This window comes from Ectobacillus panaciterrae DSM 19096 (assembly GCF_000430785.1).
Lineage (GTDB): Bacteria > Bacillota > Bacilli > Bacillales > Bacillaceae_G > Ectobacillus > Ectobacillus panaciterrae.
On sequence record NZ_AUMR01000034.1, the window covers coordinates 22,690 to 43,885 of the forward strand.

Annotated in this window: 14 protein-coding genes and 2 pseudogenes; 12 read left to right on the forward strand and 4 right to left on the reverse strand. The window is 35.2% G+C overall.

Features of this window, described 5'->3' with window-relative positions; translation table 11 throughout:
- The first annotated feature begins 102 nt into the window (after positions 1–102).
- The 7 genes from H540_RS0110305 (at position 103) to H540_RS0110335 (ending at position 9,402) form a co-directional block, all read left to right on the forward strand.
- Positions 103–993, forward strand: coding sequence for a DUF4007 family protein (locus H540_RS0110305; protein WP_028400578.1), 891 nt, complete (start codon positions 103–105; stop codon positions 991–993).
- Complete coding sequence (locus tag H540_RS0110310; protein ID WP_028400579.1) at positions 977–4,435, forward strand: hypothetical protein; 3,459 nt, start codon at positions 977–979, stop codon at positions 4,433–4,435. The genes H540_RS0110305 and H540_RS0110310 overlap by 17 nt, the downstream gene beginning before the upstream one ends.
- 13 nt (positions 4,436–4,448) lie before the next feature.
- A complete protein-coding gene (locus H540_RS0110315) occupies positions 4,449–5,282 on the forward strand; it encodes a hypothetical protein (RefSeq protein WP_034670766.1) in 834 nt (277 codons plus the stop codon).
- A gap of 375 nt (positions 5,283–5,657) precedes the next feature.
- Complete coding sequence (locus tag H540_RS29455) at positions 5,658–6,044, forward strand: hypothetical protein (protein WP_051317060.1); 387 nt, start codon at positions 5,658–5,660, stop codon at positions 6,042–6,044.
- A 613-nt stretch (positions 6,045–6,657) separates the two neighbouring features.
- A complete protein-coding gene (locus H540_RS0110325) occupies positions 6,658–7,512 on the forward strand; it encodes a DnaD domain-containing protein (protein WP_028400581.1) in 855 nt (284 codons plus the stop codon).
- Positions 7,509–8,798: a replicative DNA helicase gene (gene dnaB, locus H540_RS0110330; RefSeq protein ID WP_028400582.1), complete on the forward strand. Its 1,290-nt coding sequence runs from the start codon at positions 7,509–7,511 to the stop codon at positions 8,796–8,798. Before H540_RS0110325 ends, dnaB begins: the two co-directional genes overlap by 4 nt.
- A gap of 259 nt (positions 8,799–9,057) precedes the next feature.
- Positions 9,058–9,402, forward strand: a complete 345-nt coding sequence (locus tag H540_RS0110335; RefSeq protein ID WP_028400583.1) for a hypothetical protein — start codon at positions 9,058–9,060, stop codon at positions 9,400–9,402.
- A gap of 521 nt (positions 9,403–9,923) precedes the next feature.
- Here the strand turns inward: H540_RS0110335 and H540_RS0110340 are convergent.
- Both H540_RS0110340 and H540_RS0110345 read right to left on the reverse strand, forming a co-directional pair.
- A complete protein-coding gene (locus tag H540_RS0110340) occupies positions 9,924–10,961 on the reverse strand; it encodes a reverse transcriptase family protein (RefSeq protein WP_028400584.1) in 1,038 nt (345 codons plus the stop codon).
- A gap of 169 nt (positions 10,962–11,130) precedes the next feature.
- Positions 11,131–13,146 (reverse strand): retron Eco8 family effector endonuclease, encoded by a 2,016-nt coding sequence (locus H540_RS0110345; RefSeq protein WP_028400585.1) that lies wholly within the window; start codon positions 13,144–13,146, stop codon positions 11,131–11,133.
- A 597-nt stretch (positions 13,147–13,743) separates the two neighbouring features.
- Between H540_RS0110345 and H540_RS35150 the strand changes: the two genes are divergently transcribed.
- The 4 genes and pseudogenes from H540_RS35150 to H540_RS29465 all read left to right on the forward strand — a co-directional run.
- Positions 13,744–13,866, forward strand: coding sequence for a Sir2 family NAD-dependent protein deacetylase (locus H540_RS35150; protein ID WP_281172481.1), 123 nt, complete (start codon positions 13,744–13,746; stop codon positions 13,864–13,866).
- Between the two features lie 56 nt (positions 13,867–13,922).
- Positions 13,923–14,189, forward strand: a pseudogene (locus H540_RS35525) (Sir2 family NAD-dependent protein deacetylase); the annotation flags it as partial.
- Positions 14,190–15,003: 814 nt separating this feature from the next.
- Positions 15,004–15,765, forward strand: a complete 762-nt coding sequence (locus H540_RS0110360) for an NERD domain-containing protein (protein WP_425388101.1) — start codon at positions 15,004–15,006, stop codon at positions 15,763–15,765.
- A gap of 237 nt (positions 15,766–16,002) precedes the next feature.
- A pseudogene (locus tag H540_RS29465) lies at positions 16,003–17,050 on the forward strand (IS256 family transposase); the annotation flags it as partial.
- 282 nt (positions 17,051–17,332) lie between these two features.
- Here H540_RS29465 and folE2 read toward each other — a convergent pair.
- Positions 17,333–18,226 (reverse strand): GTP cyclohydrolase FolE2, encoded by an 894-nt coding sequence (gene folE2, locus H540_RS0110370; protein WP_034670768.1) that lies wholly within the window; start codon positions 18,224–18,226, stop codon positions 17,333–17,335.
- 125 nt (positions 18,227–18,351) lie between these two features.
- Complete coding sequence (locus H540_RS0110375; RefSeq protein WP_028400589.1) at positions 18,352–18,768, reverse strand: Fur family transcriptional regulator; 417 nt, start codon at positions 18,766–18,768, stop codon at positions 18,352–18,354.
- Positions 18,769–19,700: 932 nt separating this feature from the next.
- Here H540_RS0110375 and H540_RS0110380 point away from each other — a divergent pair.
- Positions 19,701–21,062, forward strand: coding sequence for a DJ-1/PfpI family protein (locus tag H540_RS0110380; protein ID WP_028400590.1), 1,362 nt, complete (start codon positions 19,701–19,703; stop codon positions 21,060–21,062).
- Positions 21,063–21,196 lie beyond the last annotated feature (134 nt).

Sequence of the window (21,196 nt, forward strand, 5' to 3'; positions counted from 1 at the left end):
AAGTTATGCATCTAGTGAGTAACTAGATGCTTCTTTTGGGAATTTAGTATTACTGGAGGTTTTTCTCCAGTAATACTCATTTGTAGTGAAAGGAAGTAGTATATGGGATACGGACAACATCAAAGTTTTTACCTGCGAGATCGATGGTTGAATAAAGCTATTAAACATTTGCAACGAGATAATCGATTTTTCTATGATAAAGAGGCTTTTGAAAAAATGGGGCTTGGGAAAAATATGGTTCAATCCTTACGTTATTGGGTTGTGGCTACAGGTGTTGTAAGTGAAGATTACAATGAGGAACGAAAGAAAATATATGAGATTACACCTTTTGGTAATATAGTATTCAAATATGATAAGTTTATTAAATTTCAAGATACAGCTTCAATTATTCATTATCATATGTGTAAAGAAAGTGAGCCTAGTACAGCTTGGTTCTGGTTCTTTAATATTTTGAATGAGACTATAATTTCAAAAGATGAATTACTTGAGAAATTTATTGCATGGGTTAAAGAGAATGAGGAAAAAGAGATATCTACTAACTCATTAAAAAAAGACATTGAATGTCTAGTTAAGCTATATAGTGCAAAGCAAGAAAATATTGATCCAGAAGAGGTTATTCAAAGTCCTCTAAATAAGCTATCTTTAGTTTCTGAAAAAAGAGGCATGGTATATAAGAAATCTCTTTCTTCAAAAGAAGTTGGTTTAACAGCTTTAATGTACGTACTACTCGATTTCAGAAGACGGTTTGAAATCGAGAACATTACAGTAGATGAGTTGGTCACACATGAGGGTTTATGGGGGAGAGTATTCAATATGGCAAGAAGTACAATTGTAGATGCTTTAGAGCAACTATCTCATCATCTGAAGTATCCAGTGAAGTTTACTAGGACTAATAATTTGGATACTATACGAATTCCGGAAGCAGACCCTTTAGAATTTTTATTTGACGAATACGTTCGAAAGGTAGAAAAATGTAATGGCGTTAAAAACTAATAGCTTTAAGACAAGTGTTAATATTAAGTTTGATTTAGGAAAAGAGGAGTTTGTCAATCGTTACTTGCCAACGCCTTCTCATGCTGAGTCTTTATTAGGATTATTAAGAGGTTTTAACAATCCTGCTAATTTACGTTCCCATATCATAGTTGGTCCATATGGAACAGGGAAATCATTAATTGCAACTATAGTCGGCAGTGTAGTCTCTAAAGAATTGAACAAGAAAACAACTAATTCTTTAGTATGTAAATTTGACAAAGTACATGATGAGATTTTTGATGAGCTTAGTAAAGCAAAAGATATTGAAAAGAAGTTTCTTACAGTTGCACTGAACGGCAATGAGGGTTCGTTTAGACAAGCTGTACTGAGCGCGATAATTCATACTTTGAACGAGCATAACGTAGATATAATTTTGCCTGGACAAAGCGGAAAGATAATAGAAACTCTTGATTTGTGGAAATTAAAGTTTCCTAAAACATATAAAGACTTTAAGAAAACACTCATAACCTTAGGTAAAGATTTTCATACTTTTCGTCTTGAGGTATTAACACAAGATAAAGAAGCCATTGAATGGTTCATATCTATGTACCCTACTCTCACGTCTGGAGCAGAATTTATTATAGATTATAAACAAGGGTTTGTTGAACAAATCAAAAGTGTGCTTGAACAACTAAATAAAAAAAATCTAGGGTTGTTTATTGCTTATGATGAATTTGGAAGACTGCTACAAACATTGGAAACTCATGAAATACATGAAACTATGCAGGATTTACAAGACCTTGCAGAACTGACAGATCATCATAGTGACAATATCCATCTACTACTAATTACTCACCGTAATTTAGGGCAGTATTTTAGCTTATTTACTGATGAGTTTAAAAATGAGTTTCAGCGTATTGAAAAGCGTTTTAAAACCTATTATGTAGAAAGTGATCGTTACACTTTTATTCGTCTTGCAGACAATGTATTACATGAAATAGATGTTAGTGCAAATATTGATCAACATACAAAAGAAGAGTTGGTAAAATATCTTAGAAAATACCCTTTGTTTCCTGAACTCAATCAACAGGAGATTGAAAGATTAGTTATTGAAGGTGTTTATCCCATTCATCCAGTAACACTATATTTATTGCCGCATTTATCAAGCTTATTTGGTCAAAATGAGAGAACATTATTTACCTTCTTGGAAAGCCAGGATTCTGGTGGACTCAGAAATCATATGAGTAAGCGTGATAGCCACTACTTGCCATTTTATTTATTTCAGTACTTCTTTCCAAGTGTTTTTGATGTTGATACAAGTAAAGAAGAATATGCATCGCTAAAAGTATATAAAAATTTAATAACGAGAATTCCTGATATCGATAAAGGGATTAACTCAGGCGGCCATAAGAATCTTATACAGTTTATAACCTTGTGGCAATTGGTGGGTTTACAATCGAAATTTAAGTTAACCACAGAATTTTTGAGCTTTGCATTAAATATAAATATGATTGAACTCGAAAAGATAATGGAAGAGCTAGTGAAGTTAAAAGCAGTTAGATATAATAGAGTGCTAGAATATTGGGAGTTGCTTGAGGGAAGCTCTTTTCATCTTGAGAATTTAATACAAGATAAGTCATTAACTTTAAATACAACTAGAGCCAAGAGAATTAATGTATTGGGACATGTTCTGCCGAAACGATTCTACTTTGCTAATGAATACAATGATGAGAAAAGCTTAACAAGATATGCAAACGTTCAGGTAGTATTTAGTTCAGACGTAATAGCTGACAAATTAACTGTTGAATTAACAGAACATAATAAATCAGACGCTACAATCTATTACATTTTGTTAGAAGAAAATAAACAGTACGATGAAGTGTTAGCTAAGGTTCAGCAGTTCAAAAGTAATCTTTCAATTTTTGTTTTAAATAAAACTTCATATCAAGTAATACAACAACCTGTAAATGAGTTAGTTGCCATAGAAACCTTATTGGAAGACGTGGAACTCCTAAAAGAAGATAAAAATTTACAACAGGAATTATTACTGAAAAAAGAGGATTTAAAATTTGAAGTTGATAATTATATGTCCTGTTTTACAAGTTATACACCAGAAACTATATGGATTTATAATTCAGAAATAATGGATATTAGGAGCGAAATGGTTCTTGAAGAAGAGCTCAGCAACCTAATGTTTAAATTCTATCCTTACACGCCAGAAGTAACAAACGATTCATTCAATCGTCGTTTTATTAACAACATTCAAAGAAAAGCGGGTTATAAAGTATTAGACCATGTTATTAATGAGTATCAGGATGAGAATTTCGGCATTGAGGGGCAAGGACCAGATTATTTAATTTACGCTACAATTTTTAAGAATAACCAGCTAAATTTAATTGACCTAGAAAATATTTCTAATGAAAATTTTAAAATGCTAAGAAATGCTCTTAAAGAAAAATTAGAGAAAGAAACTAGAGGAAAGCTTAGCGGATTAGTAAATATTATGAGAAGTCAACCATTTGGTATTCGCGAACCATTAATTCCAATATACTTAGTATCTCTTCTTAGAGACAAATGGGATGATATGATGTTCTATAGAAATGAAATGTATGTAGCGGGTGTTAATGGAGAAAAGTTTTATCAAATGGTAAATGAGGCTGATGAATACGAATATGTTTATCATGAGCTAGAAGAGACGTATCAGAACTTTTTCAACGAACTAGACAGATTATTTATTGAATATGCTAATGACTTGGTTAAGAATAAACCAAAGGTTATCATACTTAACAATGCAATGTTAAGTTGGTTGAGGAGCTTGCCGAGAATAACACAAATAACTAATATATTGCCTAAAGATATAATTAAGTTTAAAGAAGTTATAAAAAGAAGTGAAATTAACCCACAAGAGGCATTAATGGCTTTATACAATATCTATAGGAACGATTTTAAGTTATTAGAGAAACACAAATTACATCTTGAGAAGTATTTTTATAATTTTAGAGAAGAAGTTGAGATGAGTATTTTTTCCATTACTGAAAAAGAGAACCTTGATGATTTGTTATCTTGGGCTAAACAGCAGAATTCTCTATTGCAGAAACAAAATAAAATGATAAATAATCTCGTTAAGCTAGAAATTCGAGAAGAGTGGATAGATATTTTTGCTTATAATTTTACAGGTGTAGAGCTTAGTAACTGGTCTGACACGACATACGACCTGTTTCAACGGCAAATAGTGCTTGAGTATGATGAAGTATTGAATAATGATGTGAACAATATTAAACAAGATCATACGGAAATTAAGATAAACGGTACTGTAAAGATAGTCAAAAATGTAGAGCTTTCAACGAAATCTAACACTATTTATAGTAACATTCAAAGAATGGTAAAAAACGCAGGAAGAAATGTTCCAAAAGAAGAAGTTGAGTTCATGATATACAAGCTGTTAGATGAATTTATAGATTAGAAGGTGTTTAATAATGGATAGAAAACCAGTACATGTTGCAATGTTTAGTGGGGGAGCTGCAAGTGCATATGTTGCATATCATATGATCCAAACTCATGGAAAAGAAAATTGTATTTTATTTTTCACGAATACCCTTTGGGAAGATGAAGATAACTATCGATTTATGGATGAGGTTTCAGAGTATATTGGATTAGAAATTACTGAAAGAGTGGATGGAAGAACACCTGAAGAAGTATTTTATGATTATCGTTTCTTGGGGAATTCTAGGTTAGCTAAATGCTCTGAAGAATTAAAGGTATATCAAACTGTTGTGTTTTTAGAAGAATTACGAGATGAGCATAATCTAGAACCAATTCTATACTTTGGAATCGGTCCTCATGAAAAACACCGCGCAGATAATTTGAAAGAATTTTATGAGCATAGGCCTGTTGAACCAATTGAGACTAGATTTCCAATGATTGAGACATTTAGAGACGATATTGATGCTAAATCAATTATTGAAAATGAATGGGGCATTAGATTACCTAGGATGTATACAATTGCAGAGAAGTTGAGACCTGAATTAGGAGTTAAGGGTTTTTCACATGCAAACTGTGGCGGTAGATGTGTTAGAGGTGGTTTTCAACATTATGCTACTTTATATGCAATTTGGCCGAATGTGTATGCTGAGCAAGAAGAAATGGAAGAAAACTTTAGAAAACATTTTGATAAAGACGTATCTATTCTTAAAAAAGATGGTGGTCCCTATACTTTAAAAAAATATAGAGAATTAATGGAGAGGGAAGGGGTAGAGAAGTTTCTTAAAAAACAAGATGATACTGTACCTTGTGTGTGTTCTTTTTCATAACCATATACGTTAAGAGAATATAGGGAACAGATTTTAGAGAAGCTAAATGAGGATGAAAAACAAATAGAACTTCGTGAATTAGTTAAAAGAGAAGATAATGTCATTCCATGTATATGTACTTTTTCTTAAAAGAATTAAATATAGCCATCAACCTACTCTAAAGTGTTGATGGCTATATTTAGTTCTAAACGTTAAATCTCTTTAATTGTCAGGCGATGTCTTAGGGAAATAATATTATACGTGCAAGTTTTTTCGTGATATCTTCATCTTATTTTTGCTTTCTAATAATGTAATTATTTAAAGATACAAGGTACATAATAAACATACAGTGAATAACAATGCTCTTGAACAAATAACTTGTTAGGGGAATGCTGTATGACAAATCCTCTGTTAAATAATAGGGAGTTACAAATTAACCAGCGGGTTCAAGTGTACCGAAACATTCGTAAAAAGTTATTTTCAGTGCTGGATAAAAAAACTCGTCGTTTGATTGCACATAGAGAAACCCTTGTATTGTCAAATGTGGAATTTAAAATAAGCAAAGCAGGTCAAGAGAGAGTGAGACGAGACAAACAAAAAAATGTCCATGCCTACGTTGTAGGTAACTATGTTGGTCATCAAGTTGTCAACATTGAAAACTATAAGTTAGTTTATTACAATCCGTATGTTACCGATACATTTGTTACCGTAGATAACAACAATCCCATTTTAAAAGCGGAAAAATGTTACTTAATTAATGGGAATTGTTATGTAGAAAGGTAATTTGAATTAGGATGTTTGGAGCAAAACAGGAGAAATGGTGTACCAAACAGCGTCTTCCAGTAGGCAGGGAGACGCTGTTTGTCATTCCTTCTAGACTTACTGAACATCAGCTTGGACTTAGCTAAGTTACATGTCGAAAAGATAAATCAGTTATATAGGACTTGTTATTTTTTTCGTTTGTTTCTTGGTTCTGCTTTACCTCTTCAAAGTGTATTAAACATTTTTCTACGTAAGTTCGAAAGCCATAAACACCTCCATTGTGTTGCCACATATCTTTTTATTAGAGAATGACACATAAGATCTTATAAACCTGAATTCTAGCAAACCCTTTCAACTTATAATAAATAGCTCCTTACAAGCCCATCCCAAGCCCCTTACAAGTAATAAATCATTAAAAAACAAAGAAATAAATAACTACTACAAGAACAAAGATCTTTAAAAGAACTTATAAAAAACAAAAAAACTACTACAAGAACTTACTAAAGAAAAAATCTTCTAGTAGTAATCTTTTTTTTAAATTATAAAATTTTTTGACCCATTTCTCTCTTTTGCTTTTATATCTATTAGGGAAGCGGCAGCTCGACATGTGCCGCAAGAGACGGGAGGAATGAGCATGGCTGTGTATCGCAATGTACAGATAGGGTTTTGGCAGGATCATTTCGTATTGAACTTAACACCGGAGGAGCGATACTTTTATTTGTACTTGCTGACATGCTCCAAAACGACGCAATGCGGCATCTATCAGTTCCCGATACGTTTAGTGGAAGCAGAAACCGGTTATAAACAGGATGCTATCGAGGAGCTGCTGCAGCGATTTATTAATTACGGAAAAATTGTATACAATGCAGAAACACAGGAACTGTACATAAAAAACTGGGTACGCTATAACCGCATAACAAACAAGAACATAGAAAAATGCGTATTGCGTGAGCTGAAAGCTGTAAAAGACAAGGAGTTTGTACATATGTTTCTCCAAACATGCTTGGAGGAAGAAATGAAAATACCGCTGTTGCTGGAGTATTTCGGTATCCCAGAGGAAGAACCGTATCCTGCTCCAACAGAGGTTTCGGAAATGCCGGAAACGAATAAAGAAATTGCTCCTGTCAGCAAAAATGTATTCGCTTTTTACGAACAAAACTTCGGAACGTTATCCCCGTACACGTCAGAGGAACTAGCGGGGTGGATTGAGGATTTATCAGAAGAGCTTGTGTTAAAGGCATTGCAAATCGCACATGAAAACAATAAGCGGACGCTTGCTTATGTGAAGGGAATTTTACGGGATTGGCACGGAAAAGGATATACAACACTTCGCGAAGTGGAAGAGGCGACAAGGAAGTTCCGGAAGAAAGAACGGCCTGTTGATGATGAAGTGGACAATCTGCGTGCCGAGTACGAAGAGTGGAGAAAAAGCGTACCATCTGAAGAAGAACTCCAGAAATTCTTGCAGGAAAGCGGGTGGCGTCCGTGAGCATTCAGAGCGTAGAGGCGGAACGTACAGTTCTTGGTTCCTTACTGCTCGATGGCGAACTGATGAAGGAGTGCCGGCTTACCGAGGAGCACTTCTCTGTCACGATGCACCGGGCGTTATTCAAGCTGATGCGCCAGATAGATGGAGACGGGGATCCACTTGATCTTATAACCCTTGTTTCCAAACTGGATTCTGCATTCTTGGAACAAATTGGTGGCATTGTGTACTTTGTGAACATCATGGAGAGCGTTCCCACCACCGCCAACTTTTCACATTACGAAAGGCTTGTTCGGAACTCGTGGAAAATGCGTCACGCAATCCGTATGGCGCAAAATATGAATGAACAGCTTCTTATAGACAAGGATGAGAAGATCATCGGCAAGACGATCTCAGCGCTTAGCGAGCTGGAGAATACAGAGGATACATTCGATTTTGAATTAAAGGACGCCTTAATCCGTCTGTACGAAGACCTTAATAAAGACACAGGAGAGCTTACGGGCATTGATACAGGATTCAAAAGATTGAACGAGATCACATGCGGCCTGCAGGAGGAAGAGTTCATCGTAATTGGTGCGCGCCCGTCCATGGGAAAAACAGCCTTCGCCTTAAACCTCGCCCTTCATGCAGCAAAATCAGGCACGGCAGTAGGCATATTTTCCCTGGAAATGAGTGAAAAACAGCTGATCAAGCGGATGATCTCCTGCATAGGAAACGTACCGGCAAAGAAGCTGAGAAATCCAAAGCACCTCTTTTCTATACCAGATTGGCAACAAACAAGCCAAGCACTTGCAGAAATCGGTACGCTGCCGCTGGAAATCTATGATAGAGCAGGCGTCACGACACAGGATATTTGGATGCAAGTACGAAAGCTGAAACGAAAGCACCCAGGTAAAAAACTGCTCGTTGTCATTGACTACTTGCAGCTCATCACCGGCGATTCGAAATACAGAGGAAATCGTATGCAAGAAATAGGTGAGATTTCCCGCAAACTGAAGCTGATGGCACGCGATTTGAACGTATGTGTAGTGGCGCTTTCTCAGCTCTCCCGCGGTGTGGAATCACGTCAGGACAAGCGTCCACTCCTGTCCGACCTACGGGAGACAGGGCAGATTGAGCAGGATGCGGATGTGATTATGCTGATGTATCGGGAGGATTATTATGATAGGGAGACAGAGAATAAGGAGGTTACGGAGATTCATGTGGCGAAGCAGCGGAATGGGCCGATTGGAACGGTGAGGTTGAGGTTTGTGAGGGAGTATGGGAAGTTTGTAGGTATGAAGAAGTGAGGAGATAGGGGCTTTGTTTTGATATGGGAGAATGATTTCTGGTAGTGAATTGAAATTGTGAACGGGCTTGTTGTTTGGTTTTATTGTGTAGAGTATTATTGATTTTCTGTTCTATTAAAATACCTTGTATTACGAAACGCTTCTATAAAACATTCTTATGCTATTACATTATTACCTTAAATTTACATTATTTTATAACAAACTATAAAAATATCTTTTAAGATAAATGTAAAGATTACGATACAGTGAGGTGCTGCTTATGACTGTAATTGTAAGGGGAAAGGGTGAACAACACTATATTGCAGGGTGTGTACGAGCTATTCTGCGTAAGGATACTTCTCGAAAACATATGTTGGTTGTAGATAATGGTAAGAAGTTGTACGTTACTGTTACGGAGAAGCTCATGCAAGACTGTGAAGTATTAGGTGAAGATGGTAAAGAAGTGATGTATTTGTGTATTATAGGAAAGGAACTGATTGAGGATTTATATAGTAAGGCGAAAAAGGAAGAAAATCCGAGGGAATGGGCAAGGGATGCTGTTGAGTACGTGTTGGAGAATGGGAAAAGAACGGCTTCACAGCTATATAAAATCAATATTAGATAGAATTTTTAATAACGAATGGAGGACATGCACATATTTGAAGTTGTATTATACAGTTGAAAATCTAGTGTTAATTGACGAGTAAATTAATAGAAAAAACGCTAATTTCTTAGCGTTTTTTATTGTGTGGAACATGGGGAAATGGAAATCCTGACCGCTACGCTGCCGGCGTGGATTATATGTTACCTTGTATGGTTAAAAGTGCACTATAGTAACGGTTTCGGTTCCTATAGAAGTTTGATTTTACCTAGTTTTTTCTGAAGTGCGTGACCAATGTGTGACCAAAAGGAGAATATTGGTTCAATGTAGAGATGTAGACAGTGTTTATTTTCCATCTGGAATAGAGCTTAGATTTCTAGGAAAGTTTTTAAGTAATCTGTATGTATAGATTACAGTTTATATTAATTTTTATTTATAAAATTTGATTTATGGATATTTACTTGTTACATATTAGTTAAGTGAAACTAAAAAACAAGACACAAAAGATTGTGTCTTGTTTAAATAATAATTGAGAAATTAATTTATTAATTCATATTATTAATATTTAAAATTAATTCTTCTATTCTTTTTATATAAATTTTGCTGCTTTTAAAATCAGGTGAAGATTTGTTTTCGGGTAGCCAACTAATTAAAAATGAACGATATCCACTTAAATAATTTAATAGATTGGTCTTGTTTGAAAAATACTCATTGTTTACGTTAATCCGACTTTTAAATTTTTTTGAATTTAACAAAGATAAAAAGTCAGTTATATTTTTAGGTTTTTGATCTTGAAATATAAATAGTATCCTATTTAAATCCCTCTTTTTACTTCGAGATAGCCTGATGTTTTTACCAACAACAAATCCATTAAGTGAGATTTCTTCGTCTGAGGTTTTTACTTTAGAGTGATTAATTTTAAAGTTTCGAGATTTTAAAATAGTACTAATCATTTTTATAAAGAAAGGGTCATATATTCTTTTGTTAATCGATGAAAATAATAGGTCGTCTGCATATCTAGTATATGTAAAATTGAGTTTGTTACAATACTTTTGTATTCTTAAATCTAGCTGTCTAAAGACGATGTTTGAAATGACTGGAGATGTAACTGCTCCTTGTGGTAAAAAACCATCTAAACTAACAATGTCTAATAAAAGATCAATCATTTCATTAGAAGCGTTTTCATCTGTTTTAAAGTAGTATCTAAAAACCTGTCTTAGAGTATCAGTATTAATTGAGCCAAAAAAATCTTTTATATCTATTCTTAAGTAGAACCTTTTTTTATTGTTTTCCCAAGTATGGGGAACTAAAAAGTCTTTATAAGATTGCCCTTTTACAAAGCCATACACGTTTTCTGCGATAGGTATTCTATTTAGAAATTTATTTTTAATAAGAGTTTGATACTGATATAGTTTGGTCTCTTTTTTTATACAGTTTAATTTTCGTAATCCATCTTTTTTAGGGATTTTTATAATATAATAGTTATTTTCTTTGTTTTCAATAACCTTTTTAATTTCTTCTAATGAATCTTGAAGAATGTAGTCATAAAAAAAATCTTCCTTATAAATAAATATAATAATCACCTCAAAAGTCGAATAAGTACTTTCTCAAAGCCTCGCCTTGGCGACAAAAAACTTAGTAGGCCAAATACGCAGATAATCGTACGCTGCTACATATTGTAACACTCTTCCCTTGGCTTTTATTCAACAAGGGATCAGATGCATAAAAAAACTATGCGTCTAATATTACTACTTATTTTTTATTTATTGCCCTTATAGAGGTGACTATCATATATAATTCAGGAAAATTCTTTTTAAATATACTTATTTTTTCCTCGTGTGTCAACTCTATATTATTAATATGATTTTCAAAAAAGTAGTTCATAAAGTGTGTCACCCACCCATCAGTTTTTCCATTCTTTACTTGAGCTATTTTCTCGAATATATCTTTTACACTTTGGTCACTGATATTATCAATCTTACCTATCCATTCATTAACAGTAGCTAGATTATCAAATTTTCCATCATTGATTAACCTTAATACTGTTGTCTTATATGCTATAGAAGTTTGTTGGTTATAAATGTCGTCAATTATTTGTTTTTCAGCTACTTTTTCCTTAGAATATTTAAGCCAATTAAACACAATTTCTTGGTTTGTTCTATTTATCAAAGCACCCTCAATAGTAGTGAAAACAGGAAAAATATTATATTCCAATGAATAGTTTCTTATTAAATTCCTTAATAGATTAAAGTAATCGCTTCTCCCGGTAATATAGCCCCAATTATTATCGAAGTAAAATTGACTTTTATCAATTATTCCATTAATCCTTTTTCTAGTGTTATATGTTTTTTCTCTTTTGTTTCCATAATATAAAATTTCTTTCTTTTCATAATCATTGTCTTTTAAAGGATTAATAAACTTATGTCCTTTTTTAATTGTAAATTTAGAGTTGCTTTTATCGTATTTTAAAATTTGGTCTAGATCTATTAACATCAGATAAGGAATGCTTATGTTTTTCTCATGTGGATGTATAATTTTTAATTTAACGCTATTGTTCCCGAATGGATAGAATTCAACTTTCTTTAAGAAAGGGAATAGGGTAAGTAAGTTTTGGTTTGAGAACAATTCTATTTCTGTAGGGCCTTCTACAAAAACGATACTTTTAGCAAAATAGTAACTTGCTTCTTGTTCTGTAATAATATTTAATTCTCGATTATCAGTAAATCCTTTCATTCTTTTTAATTTCGAATATTTATTATCTATTGAAATGTGGAATAAGTGTACATTAGAATTATCCGCCATTAAGTTTTTTATTATCCTAGAGGAATGTGTAGAAAGTAATATTTTTATATGATCACTTTTTTTGAAAAAGATATCTACCATTTCGTCTAAGTATCTAGGATGTAAACCAATTTCTGGCTCATCAATAATAATAGTAGGTTCCTTTATCTTCCTATCGGATATTTTAGATATTAAATTTATAAGAAGTTTTAAATAGTTAAAAGAATTCATTCCATCTGAAAAATATTCGAGATTTTCAAACTTATGTTTAAAACTATTTCCACCAAGCTGCAGTTGATAGATATTTGCAAATTTTTGATTAGAATTAAATGATTTAATCTCAATGTCGTTATTCTGAAATTCAGTTTCAATATAGCTTAGGATTGTAGAGTATCTTTCACCGAATGCTTTTTTGAAACATTCCTCTAAATCATTTTTATATGAAGTGTTTTCTGTAACACCAGTTTTACTTAATTCCCCTATAATTTCCCATAATTCGTCCCAATTTATTAAGTTAAGGTGTCTGGTTTGAGAAAAATAGATTGGAAAGATATTTTTTAAGAATGCTCTTATCTCATATGAAACATTCCATTTTTGTATACCATTTTTATCTTGGTTTAATGTTATTTTAATATCACCATTAGAGTCGCTATGCTCTTTATAAATATTCTTAATTTTTTTGAAAATTGGGTTTAATTTGTAATTATAGATATCATTTCGTTCAGAGTGACTTTCAGCAATTTTTATTAATCTGGAAAAATCATAAAAAAATGTTATTTCAAACGATTGAATATAAGGATTTTCTTTATCATACAAACTATCATCAATATTTTTATCAGTTAAATTATCATAAAAATATTTAATTGATTTCATGATATTAGTTTTTCCCGATCCATTCTCACCGAGCAAACAACTTATATGATTAAACGAAATTTGCAGATTTTTTATAGATTTACAATTTCTTATTTCTATTCTATTTATAGGCATTTTGAACCTCGCATAATTATTTTTCTATAATTCAATATAGGTGACTTTCATAATTCCCCATCTTTTATTTATTCCACCTCCTTAATAAAATCATTTGGTCACTATCTTAGTGTTGTAGAAATGTTAACAATAGAGGTGATAGTAGGTTTTCTTTTTCCTCTTTAAAGTATACTGATATATGTACGATTCAATTTATGCAATACGAGAAGCTTTTCCTGTGAGTATCTCTATGTTTACGTAAAACTAAACTAAAAGCTTCTTCAACTTCTATATGATTCACTCCTAATGATAAATTTCCAATAGGGAGACAATTAGTCTACAAGCTATAGTCGCCAGTATATATTATAAATAATTATCCCTCAGATGTAATCTGTGGATTTGAGTCAATTTTCATCTTGAAATAGTAAGTCCTTTTAGTAATAAGACTGAGAAGAATATGCAGTTATAGGACAAGAATATAGATTGTTGATTTGGGAACGCAAGATAATCTAATCTTCACATAAAAGCATTAGTTTTTTTCTATTATAACCCATTATCTCCATAACTATTTGAGGGATTGTTTAGATGGGAAATTTAGATTAGGAAAGAGGTGCGAAAATGAATGATTATAAAATGTTTGCTGATTGGATTCGTGAATCAAAGAATATAGTATTTTTGACTGGGGCAGGAATGAGTACTGCTTCAGGAATTCCAGACTTCCGATCTACAGGAAGGCTATGAAAATATGGAGTAAGACGTGAGGATTATATCTCACGTTCTTTTTTTACCGGAAACCAAAAGAATTTTGGAAAAAGTATAAAGAGATATTTCAAATCAAGTTGTTAGGAGAGTATAGACCGAATGAAGGACATATATTCCTTGCAGAGTTTGAAAAGCAGGGGAAAGTTGTTACAGTCTTAACACAAAACGTTGATGGATTACATCAGGAGGCGGTTAGTGAATATATAATAAATCCGTTTATAGAGATATTTAAAGGGAACGTGGACAAAGCATACGATTGTATTAAACGAGTCTGCCTTTCAAGAGAAGAATTAAGTTCTTAGAGATTCGATGTCACCTCTATTCCTTATACTCTTAGTAATTGTTAATTCAGTCATGCACAAAGCAAAGACGTTTTTAGCTCTGCTATCTTTTTGATACATATCGAAATTAGAGGATAGTGTAGATCATTCATTAAAACTCACACAAATAACGTAACTGTTGATCCCAAAAGAGCCCTTTAATGAATATATAAGAATGAATAGGCGTAGGATTTGCAGGGGATGAGGCGACTCATCCTTTTTGCTTGTATAGGGGGGCTATTTTCGACATTTCATACCTTTTTCACTGTGAAAAGGGTTGGTAGCACCCTAACTCACACGCTGTGTATTAGAATTCTCAATTCAAGACGGAAATTTAATGCTCCTACAGTTAGAAAAAGGCTCTATTCTACAGTGTTTATATTATGGAGTTTGAAACATTGTTAAGGTTTTTAGTTTCAAAGCTAAATGATTGGAATACTCTCTTAAATCATGTTATTAGTCCCCATACTTCAGAGACTTCCTTTAAAGGTATCTTCATACTTGCAAATACTTTATAGGAGAGAGCAGCTATAAAACTGCTCTCATTCATTAATATTAAGGAGCTGATGAAGATAAATATCGAGCAACTAAATTTACTTGAAAAGTTTTGTTAGTTTACGATACGAATTGAAGTAAACCATTACGATTATCATAGACAATAATGTCTACAGGGAGGGGGATTATTAATTCATTTTCAATATAAGGGAATGAAATTTTATTTTGTTTTATATATAATAATATTAAAATAAAATGTTGTTATTAAGAATATTGAGCTTAAAGGTGGAATTAAGGAGATATGGAAATATTCATAGTTATATTTTTTCTTCTTTTATTTGTCATGATTGGGATTACGATTTATCGCTCAAAAAACTTTTATAAAATTAAAGGTAGAGCCGGAGAAAAGAAAATTCAGAACCATTTATCCAAATTAAACAAAGATGAATATATTGTAATGTACGATTTGACTATCCAAACAGAAAGAGGAAAAACTACACAAATTGATCATTTAGTCATATCTAGGGCAGGAATCTTTGTTATTGAGACAAAGAACTATGATGGCTGGATATTAGGAAATGAAAAAGACCCGAAATGGACTCAAATGATTTATACAAGGAAAGTTAGATTTTATAATCCAATTTGGCAAAATTATGGTCACATTAAAGCTATAGAGCATTTGTTAAATCCGCAGCATGTTCCTGTTGTTTCGATAGTAGCATTTGGCTCAGGAAGTACTTTGAAAATGATTAACGTTACTTCTAATAACGTGCATGTTTTGTATTTTAATGATGTGATTAAGTGTATTAATACATACAAGGAACGTGTTCTTTCACTTACTCAAATGAATGCGATTTATGGAATAATCAAAAGAGCAAATATAACTGATAAAAAGATAAAAGAGAAACACATAGAAACCATTATAAACAGTAAGAAAGAAGCAGAATTTAAAGTTAGAAATCATATTTGTCCTAGATGCAACGGGAAATTAGTACAGCGCACAGGTTCAAGAGGGACTTTTTTAGGTTGTAGTAACTATCCTTCTTGTCGGTATACAGCATGAGTTATTTTAGAGGTGATCTTCGTAGGGGAGGATATTTTTAGTACGATCTAGATGTAAGATAATTTTCTTTAACTAGCGGACAAGATAGTTGAATAAAGGGTCCTGCAGGATAATGATGATTTGATGATTCCTCAAATCTCTTGGGAAATTCAGAATAAAAGGGTTAAAACTATTGAAGATATTAAGAAGCGGTATTCTGAATAACCTTTACCTAATTAAGGTATTAAAAGGAAGTGTACGGGCAATAGCCGTAACGGACACAGTAAGAAGACTGTGAAAAAGAAGTTTGGTAACACAGATTTACAGGTTCCCAGAGATCGTAACGGTGAGTATGAGACTCACATCATCAAGAAGTATGAGACCACTGTCAATGGCCTGGAGGACCAAATTATCGCTCTCTATTCCAAAGGTATGTCCACGCGGGATATTGAGGATCACATGAAAGATCTCTACGGGATTGATGTGTCTCCAACTCTAGTTAGTAAGGTGACCGATAAGATTATGCCGTCTATTATCGAGTGGCAGTCCCGTCCGTTAGACCGTGTCTATCCAATTGTCTTTCTTGATGCCATTCACTTTAAGGTACGCAAGGAGAACCGCATCATCAGTAAGGCTGCTTATAGTGTACTGGGCCATTAGTGTGTCGGGTCACAAGGAGATATTGGGCATTTGGATTGGTGAGAATGAGAGTGCCAGCTTCTGGCTTGGCGTGTGCACAGACTTGAAAAATCGAGGAGTCGAAGACATCCTGATCGCCTGTAAGGGCGGGCTTTCTGACTTCTCTGAGGCCATTCTTTCTGTATTCCCACAGACGAATATTCAACTCTGTGTCATTCATCAAATCCGGAACTCTATGAAGTATGTCACGTTTACAGATCAGAAGGTGATGATGGTCGACTCGAAGCGTGTGTACCAAGCTCTTACACTGGAAGAGGCGGAGCTTGCCTTCTCTGACTTTCGGGATAAGTGGAGCACAAAGTATCCTCTCGTCGTCCGTTATTGGGAGAACAACTGGCTGGAACTCACGTCTTACTTCAGCTATCCGGCTGAGATTCGCAAGCTGATTTATACAACGAATACGATTGAGGGCTATCATAGACAGCTTAGAAAAGTCACGAAAACGAAGACAGCTTATCCATCTGATGACGCTCTTCGTAAGATTATCTACTTAGCTACCATAGAAATTTCGAAGAAGTGAACTATGCCTCTGCGAAGCTGGAAAGAATGTATATCGCAACTCGCAATCTATTTTGGGGACAGATTAGAAACCGAACTCTCTTCCTGATGTTTGCGAAGTCCGGCTTGACATGGAGCCTCTGCAGGCATGATGCTTGGCGATTGGGCGATCCCTTTGAAAAGACAAGGCATCGCCTGGCTCGCCAGCCTATCATACCTGCCACTCCATGTAAAGCCGGTTGCTGTAATTTAGCTGGAACCCCATTTACACAAAAATATTTACGCTCCCTTAGGCCATGTTGTAGAAGAGGCATCAGAATGGAAATGGGTTCCTGTAACTGCATAAATTACGAAAATAAGCTGATCCTTTTGATTAGGATCAGCTTATTTTTTATTTACTGAATGTAAGAAATGCTACTGCATCATGTAAATGAATAGACTCCTCATTCCTACATTCTACTGTAAAAGATGTTATCCATTCTATTTCATAAAGGTCAGCTGCCACGAGACGCACCATATCCTCTACAAAACGAGGGTTTTCGTATGCCTGTTCCGTAACTATTTTTTCGTCCGGCCTCTTTAATATAGGATGAACACATGCACTTGCATTTGATTCGGCTGCATCTAATAAAGCTTTTTTCCAATCTTGTTCTTCGTCATAATCATCCGAAAGACGAACTTTCATAGTGACATAGCCACGCTGGTTATGCGCACTATACTCACTAATTTCTTTAGAACACGGGCATAAAGTAGTAATTCCACATATCAGGGTTACGTCGTTTGTAAATCCAGTCTCTTGACTATATGAAATGCATATTCTGACAGTTGCATGATTTAATCCAGTTAGACCAGAAGACGGGCCTTTGCGTTCATAAAACCAAGGAAATTCCACTTCTAGTTTTGCCTCTACTTGCTCTAACCTTTCTGACAGCTCTTTCACAAAGTCACGTAATATAGGAAGATCTAGCGTGAATCCTTGTTGCCGATACTTCTCAAGTTGTTCTGTAAATCTGCTCATATTAGTTCCCTTATGATTATATGGAATACTAGATGTTAAAGTAAAGGTGGCAACAGTCGTTTGTTGCGTTGGAGACAACGCGCTATGTACATTAACTGGCATTTTTACATTGCTAATACCAACCTGGTTTAAAGAAAACAAGAAATTATTTTTCTTATTTTGTAAATCGGACATCTCATGCTTTTGTGTAGGTTTTGTCTTAGAACCTGGAGTAACTGAGCCGAAAAGAATATGTCGCTCAGCTTTGGATGGTAGTTGAATATCCATAATTTCACCCTATCTATACCTTTCTTTACAAGTCATATTTCATACTGTCTGACATTTATCTTTACTATGTTTAAGACAGTCATTTTTATATATATAAACTCTTGAGTATAGTATATTAGGTAGTCCTATATACAAGAGTTACAATAACCATAAATCTCGAATCGATGCTCAACAACTGGAAAATCATCAAAAACTGTATCAATAAATTCCATAGGACACTTATCTAATATCTTTGTCTTTCCACAAGAAAGACCAACAAGATGGTGGTGATGATGCTGATGACAAACAAGACGAAATTTGCTCCCCTTCTCACCAAATTCTCTTTTCTCAATTATGCCTTTCTCCAAGAAAAGAGCTAAAGTACGATAAATGGTATCCAATCTTACATTAGGATATTCCTTCTGTATCTCTATATAAAGAGCCTTAGCAGTTATAAATGTATCTTGATTTGCAATTAATACTTCTATTATCCTTCTTCGTTTACTTGTGAATTTATAACCAGCTTCTTTTAAGTGTGTTAAAATGTTTTCTACTGAGTCCATGTTCTTTGCTCTCCTTTCCCAAATCTACTGATTATAAACTTGTCAGATGAATATACGTATATCCATGTAGTATCTATTATAACTAGACAATAATTTTTTGTAAAACGAAATCATTATTATTTTCATGAATGTGTTGTAGAAACGGTTCTGGTGCAAAAACTTCAAGATAATTGCAATTAATCTTTGAATATTGGACTTGTTATAAAAAGAAGTTCTTGATGAATAGATCAAGAACTTCTTTTTATTAATTCACATTACTTTTAATTAACCATTCTACTTCCGTTAATTCTAACTTTTGACACTGGAAATGAAAAATCCCTTCAGATCAGAATACAAAATTTGAAGGGATTTCTTGTTCACATAATCAGTGTTATCGGGAGTTGATTTGATTAAAGATTAATTAGGGGTCCTGACGCATGCCCATCAAATTAAGAATTTGTAATCACCCCAAAACGAAGATTTTGTGCAAATTGCTCAATTTTATCGTTTTGGGATAGTTTGTTTTTATTAGGTTGATGGGTATGCGGCGGTACCCCTTAAAGAACTATGTTTAGGCACGCAGCAACTCGAAGCGGTTCAAGCATTTTTCGGCGCTCAACTGGGGCTGGACGTCTTGGTGGGGCGTCACGCGGAGGCGTTGTTTCGGGCCGGGACATCGGTGCTTTCTTTTCGGAAAGACGATTCAGCAGCAAAAGCGTTCTATCATGCACAGTCCATGCTTCGCCGACGCTGTTCGAATAGCCCGGTCAGTTATGATTATAAAAGAAGCATTCGGCTGCTGTTCGAGAAAAAAGTCCTTTACCTGGGCCTTAGTCCGGGAAAAATATAGTCTTCGGGCGGATGGATTAATTTTCCTTCTCCCCTTATACTTACATTAAGAAGTTAAATAATAATTAATAATCAACTGGAAAAAATCAAGGGAGAGAAGGCAATTGAAAAAAGTATGGCGTTTCATCGTATATGTGTGCGTTCTCGTTCTGTTTGTGGGAGGAACCGGAGCGATCGGTTTCATGAGCACGATGCAAGAGGCTATGTCGGTTTACGATAAGCCGGTCCCTACTTCTTTACAAAGCATTCAAGCTCCTGCCTATGATTCGAAAAAGCCGACAGTGGCCGTTATTTTGGCGAATGAAGTGACCGAGGTGTTCGATTTTCTCGTACCATACGAAATGTTCTCCATGACGAACTCGTACAATGTGTTTGCGGCAGCTCCCGACAAAAACATCAAATCGTTGACGGGCGGCCTTGATGTCGTACCGCATTACACTTTCGACGAGTTGGACAAATTGACGGGCAAAGGTCCGGATATAATCGTGATCCCTTTCATGCCGATTTTGGATGAGGCGAAATACAAGCCTGTCCGCGATTGGATAAGGAAACACTCCGGCAAGGAAACGACCTTGTTGTCCATCTGCAATGGGGCGGAAAATTTGGCGGATACCGGCCTGCTGAACGGGAAATCTGCGGCAACGCATTGGGGAGATATCGGCAGATTGGAAAAGAAATATACCGAGATTACCTGGAAAAGGGATCAGCGTTACGTGCCTGACGGCAACATGGTCTCCTCGGCCGGCCTGACTTCGGGGATCGATGCCACGCTGTACGTCATATCCCGGCAAATGGGAGAGCCGGCAGCGGAGAAAGTGGCGAAGGAAATGAATTACCCTTCCTACGATTTTGTTCAGCATCCGCAAATGGAGCCTTTCACGGCCGGATTGAGCGATATCGTCTATGTTTTGAACAATGCGTTTCAATGGAGCAAGAAAAAGAACGGGGTCCTGCTGTATGACGGGGCCGACGAGCTGATGTTATCCTCGGCTTTTGACACGTACGGGGCTTCCGGCACGACGACAACATTGACGATATCAAGCAAACGCGAGCCAGTCGTTACCCGACACGGTCTGAATCTGATCGCCCGATATCAAATAGCGGATGCTCCGAAACTCGACAAAATGATTTTGGTGGGGCCGGACGTTAAGACGCGCGCTGCGGGTGATATCCGCAACTGGAACGAGAACGGCGGAAAGGCTGAGCAGCTTTACCTGCACAGCGATGCGCCGGAGCGGTTCGCGATGGAGCCTGCGTTTGAAGATTTGGCGAAGCAGGAAGATATCTGGACGGCGAAATTCGCCGCCAAGCGGCTCGAGTACCGCGCCACAAGCCAGCTTAAGTTTGAAGGAGCGCCATTTTCATACGAAGCGTTCGGTATACCGATCGGTGTCGGCTTGTTGTCTCTGTTCGTCGTTTATTTGGCAGACAGACGTTTCGTAAGGAGAAAGACTGTTTCCGCATGAAAGGGGAAGCCAAAGAAGCATCGCAGACGACCGGGTCTGGATGCTTCTAATTGGTGGAGGACAACGGGAATGGAGTGATATCACAGTATATCTATGCTTTAATCCAGGTATCGTCCTCTGCTAACTTGATGGGC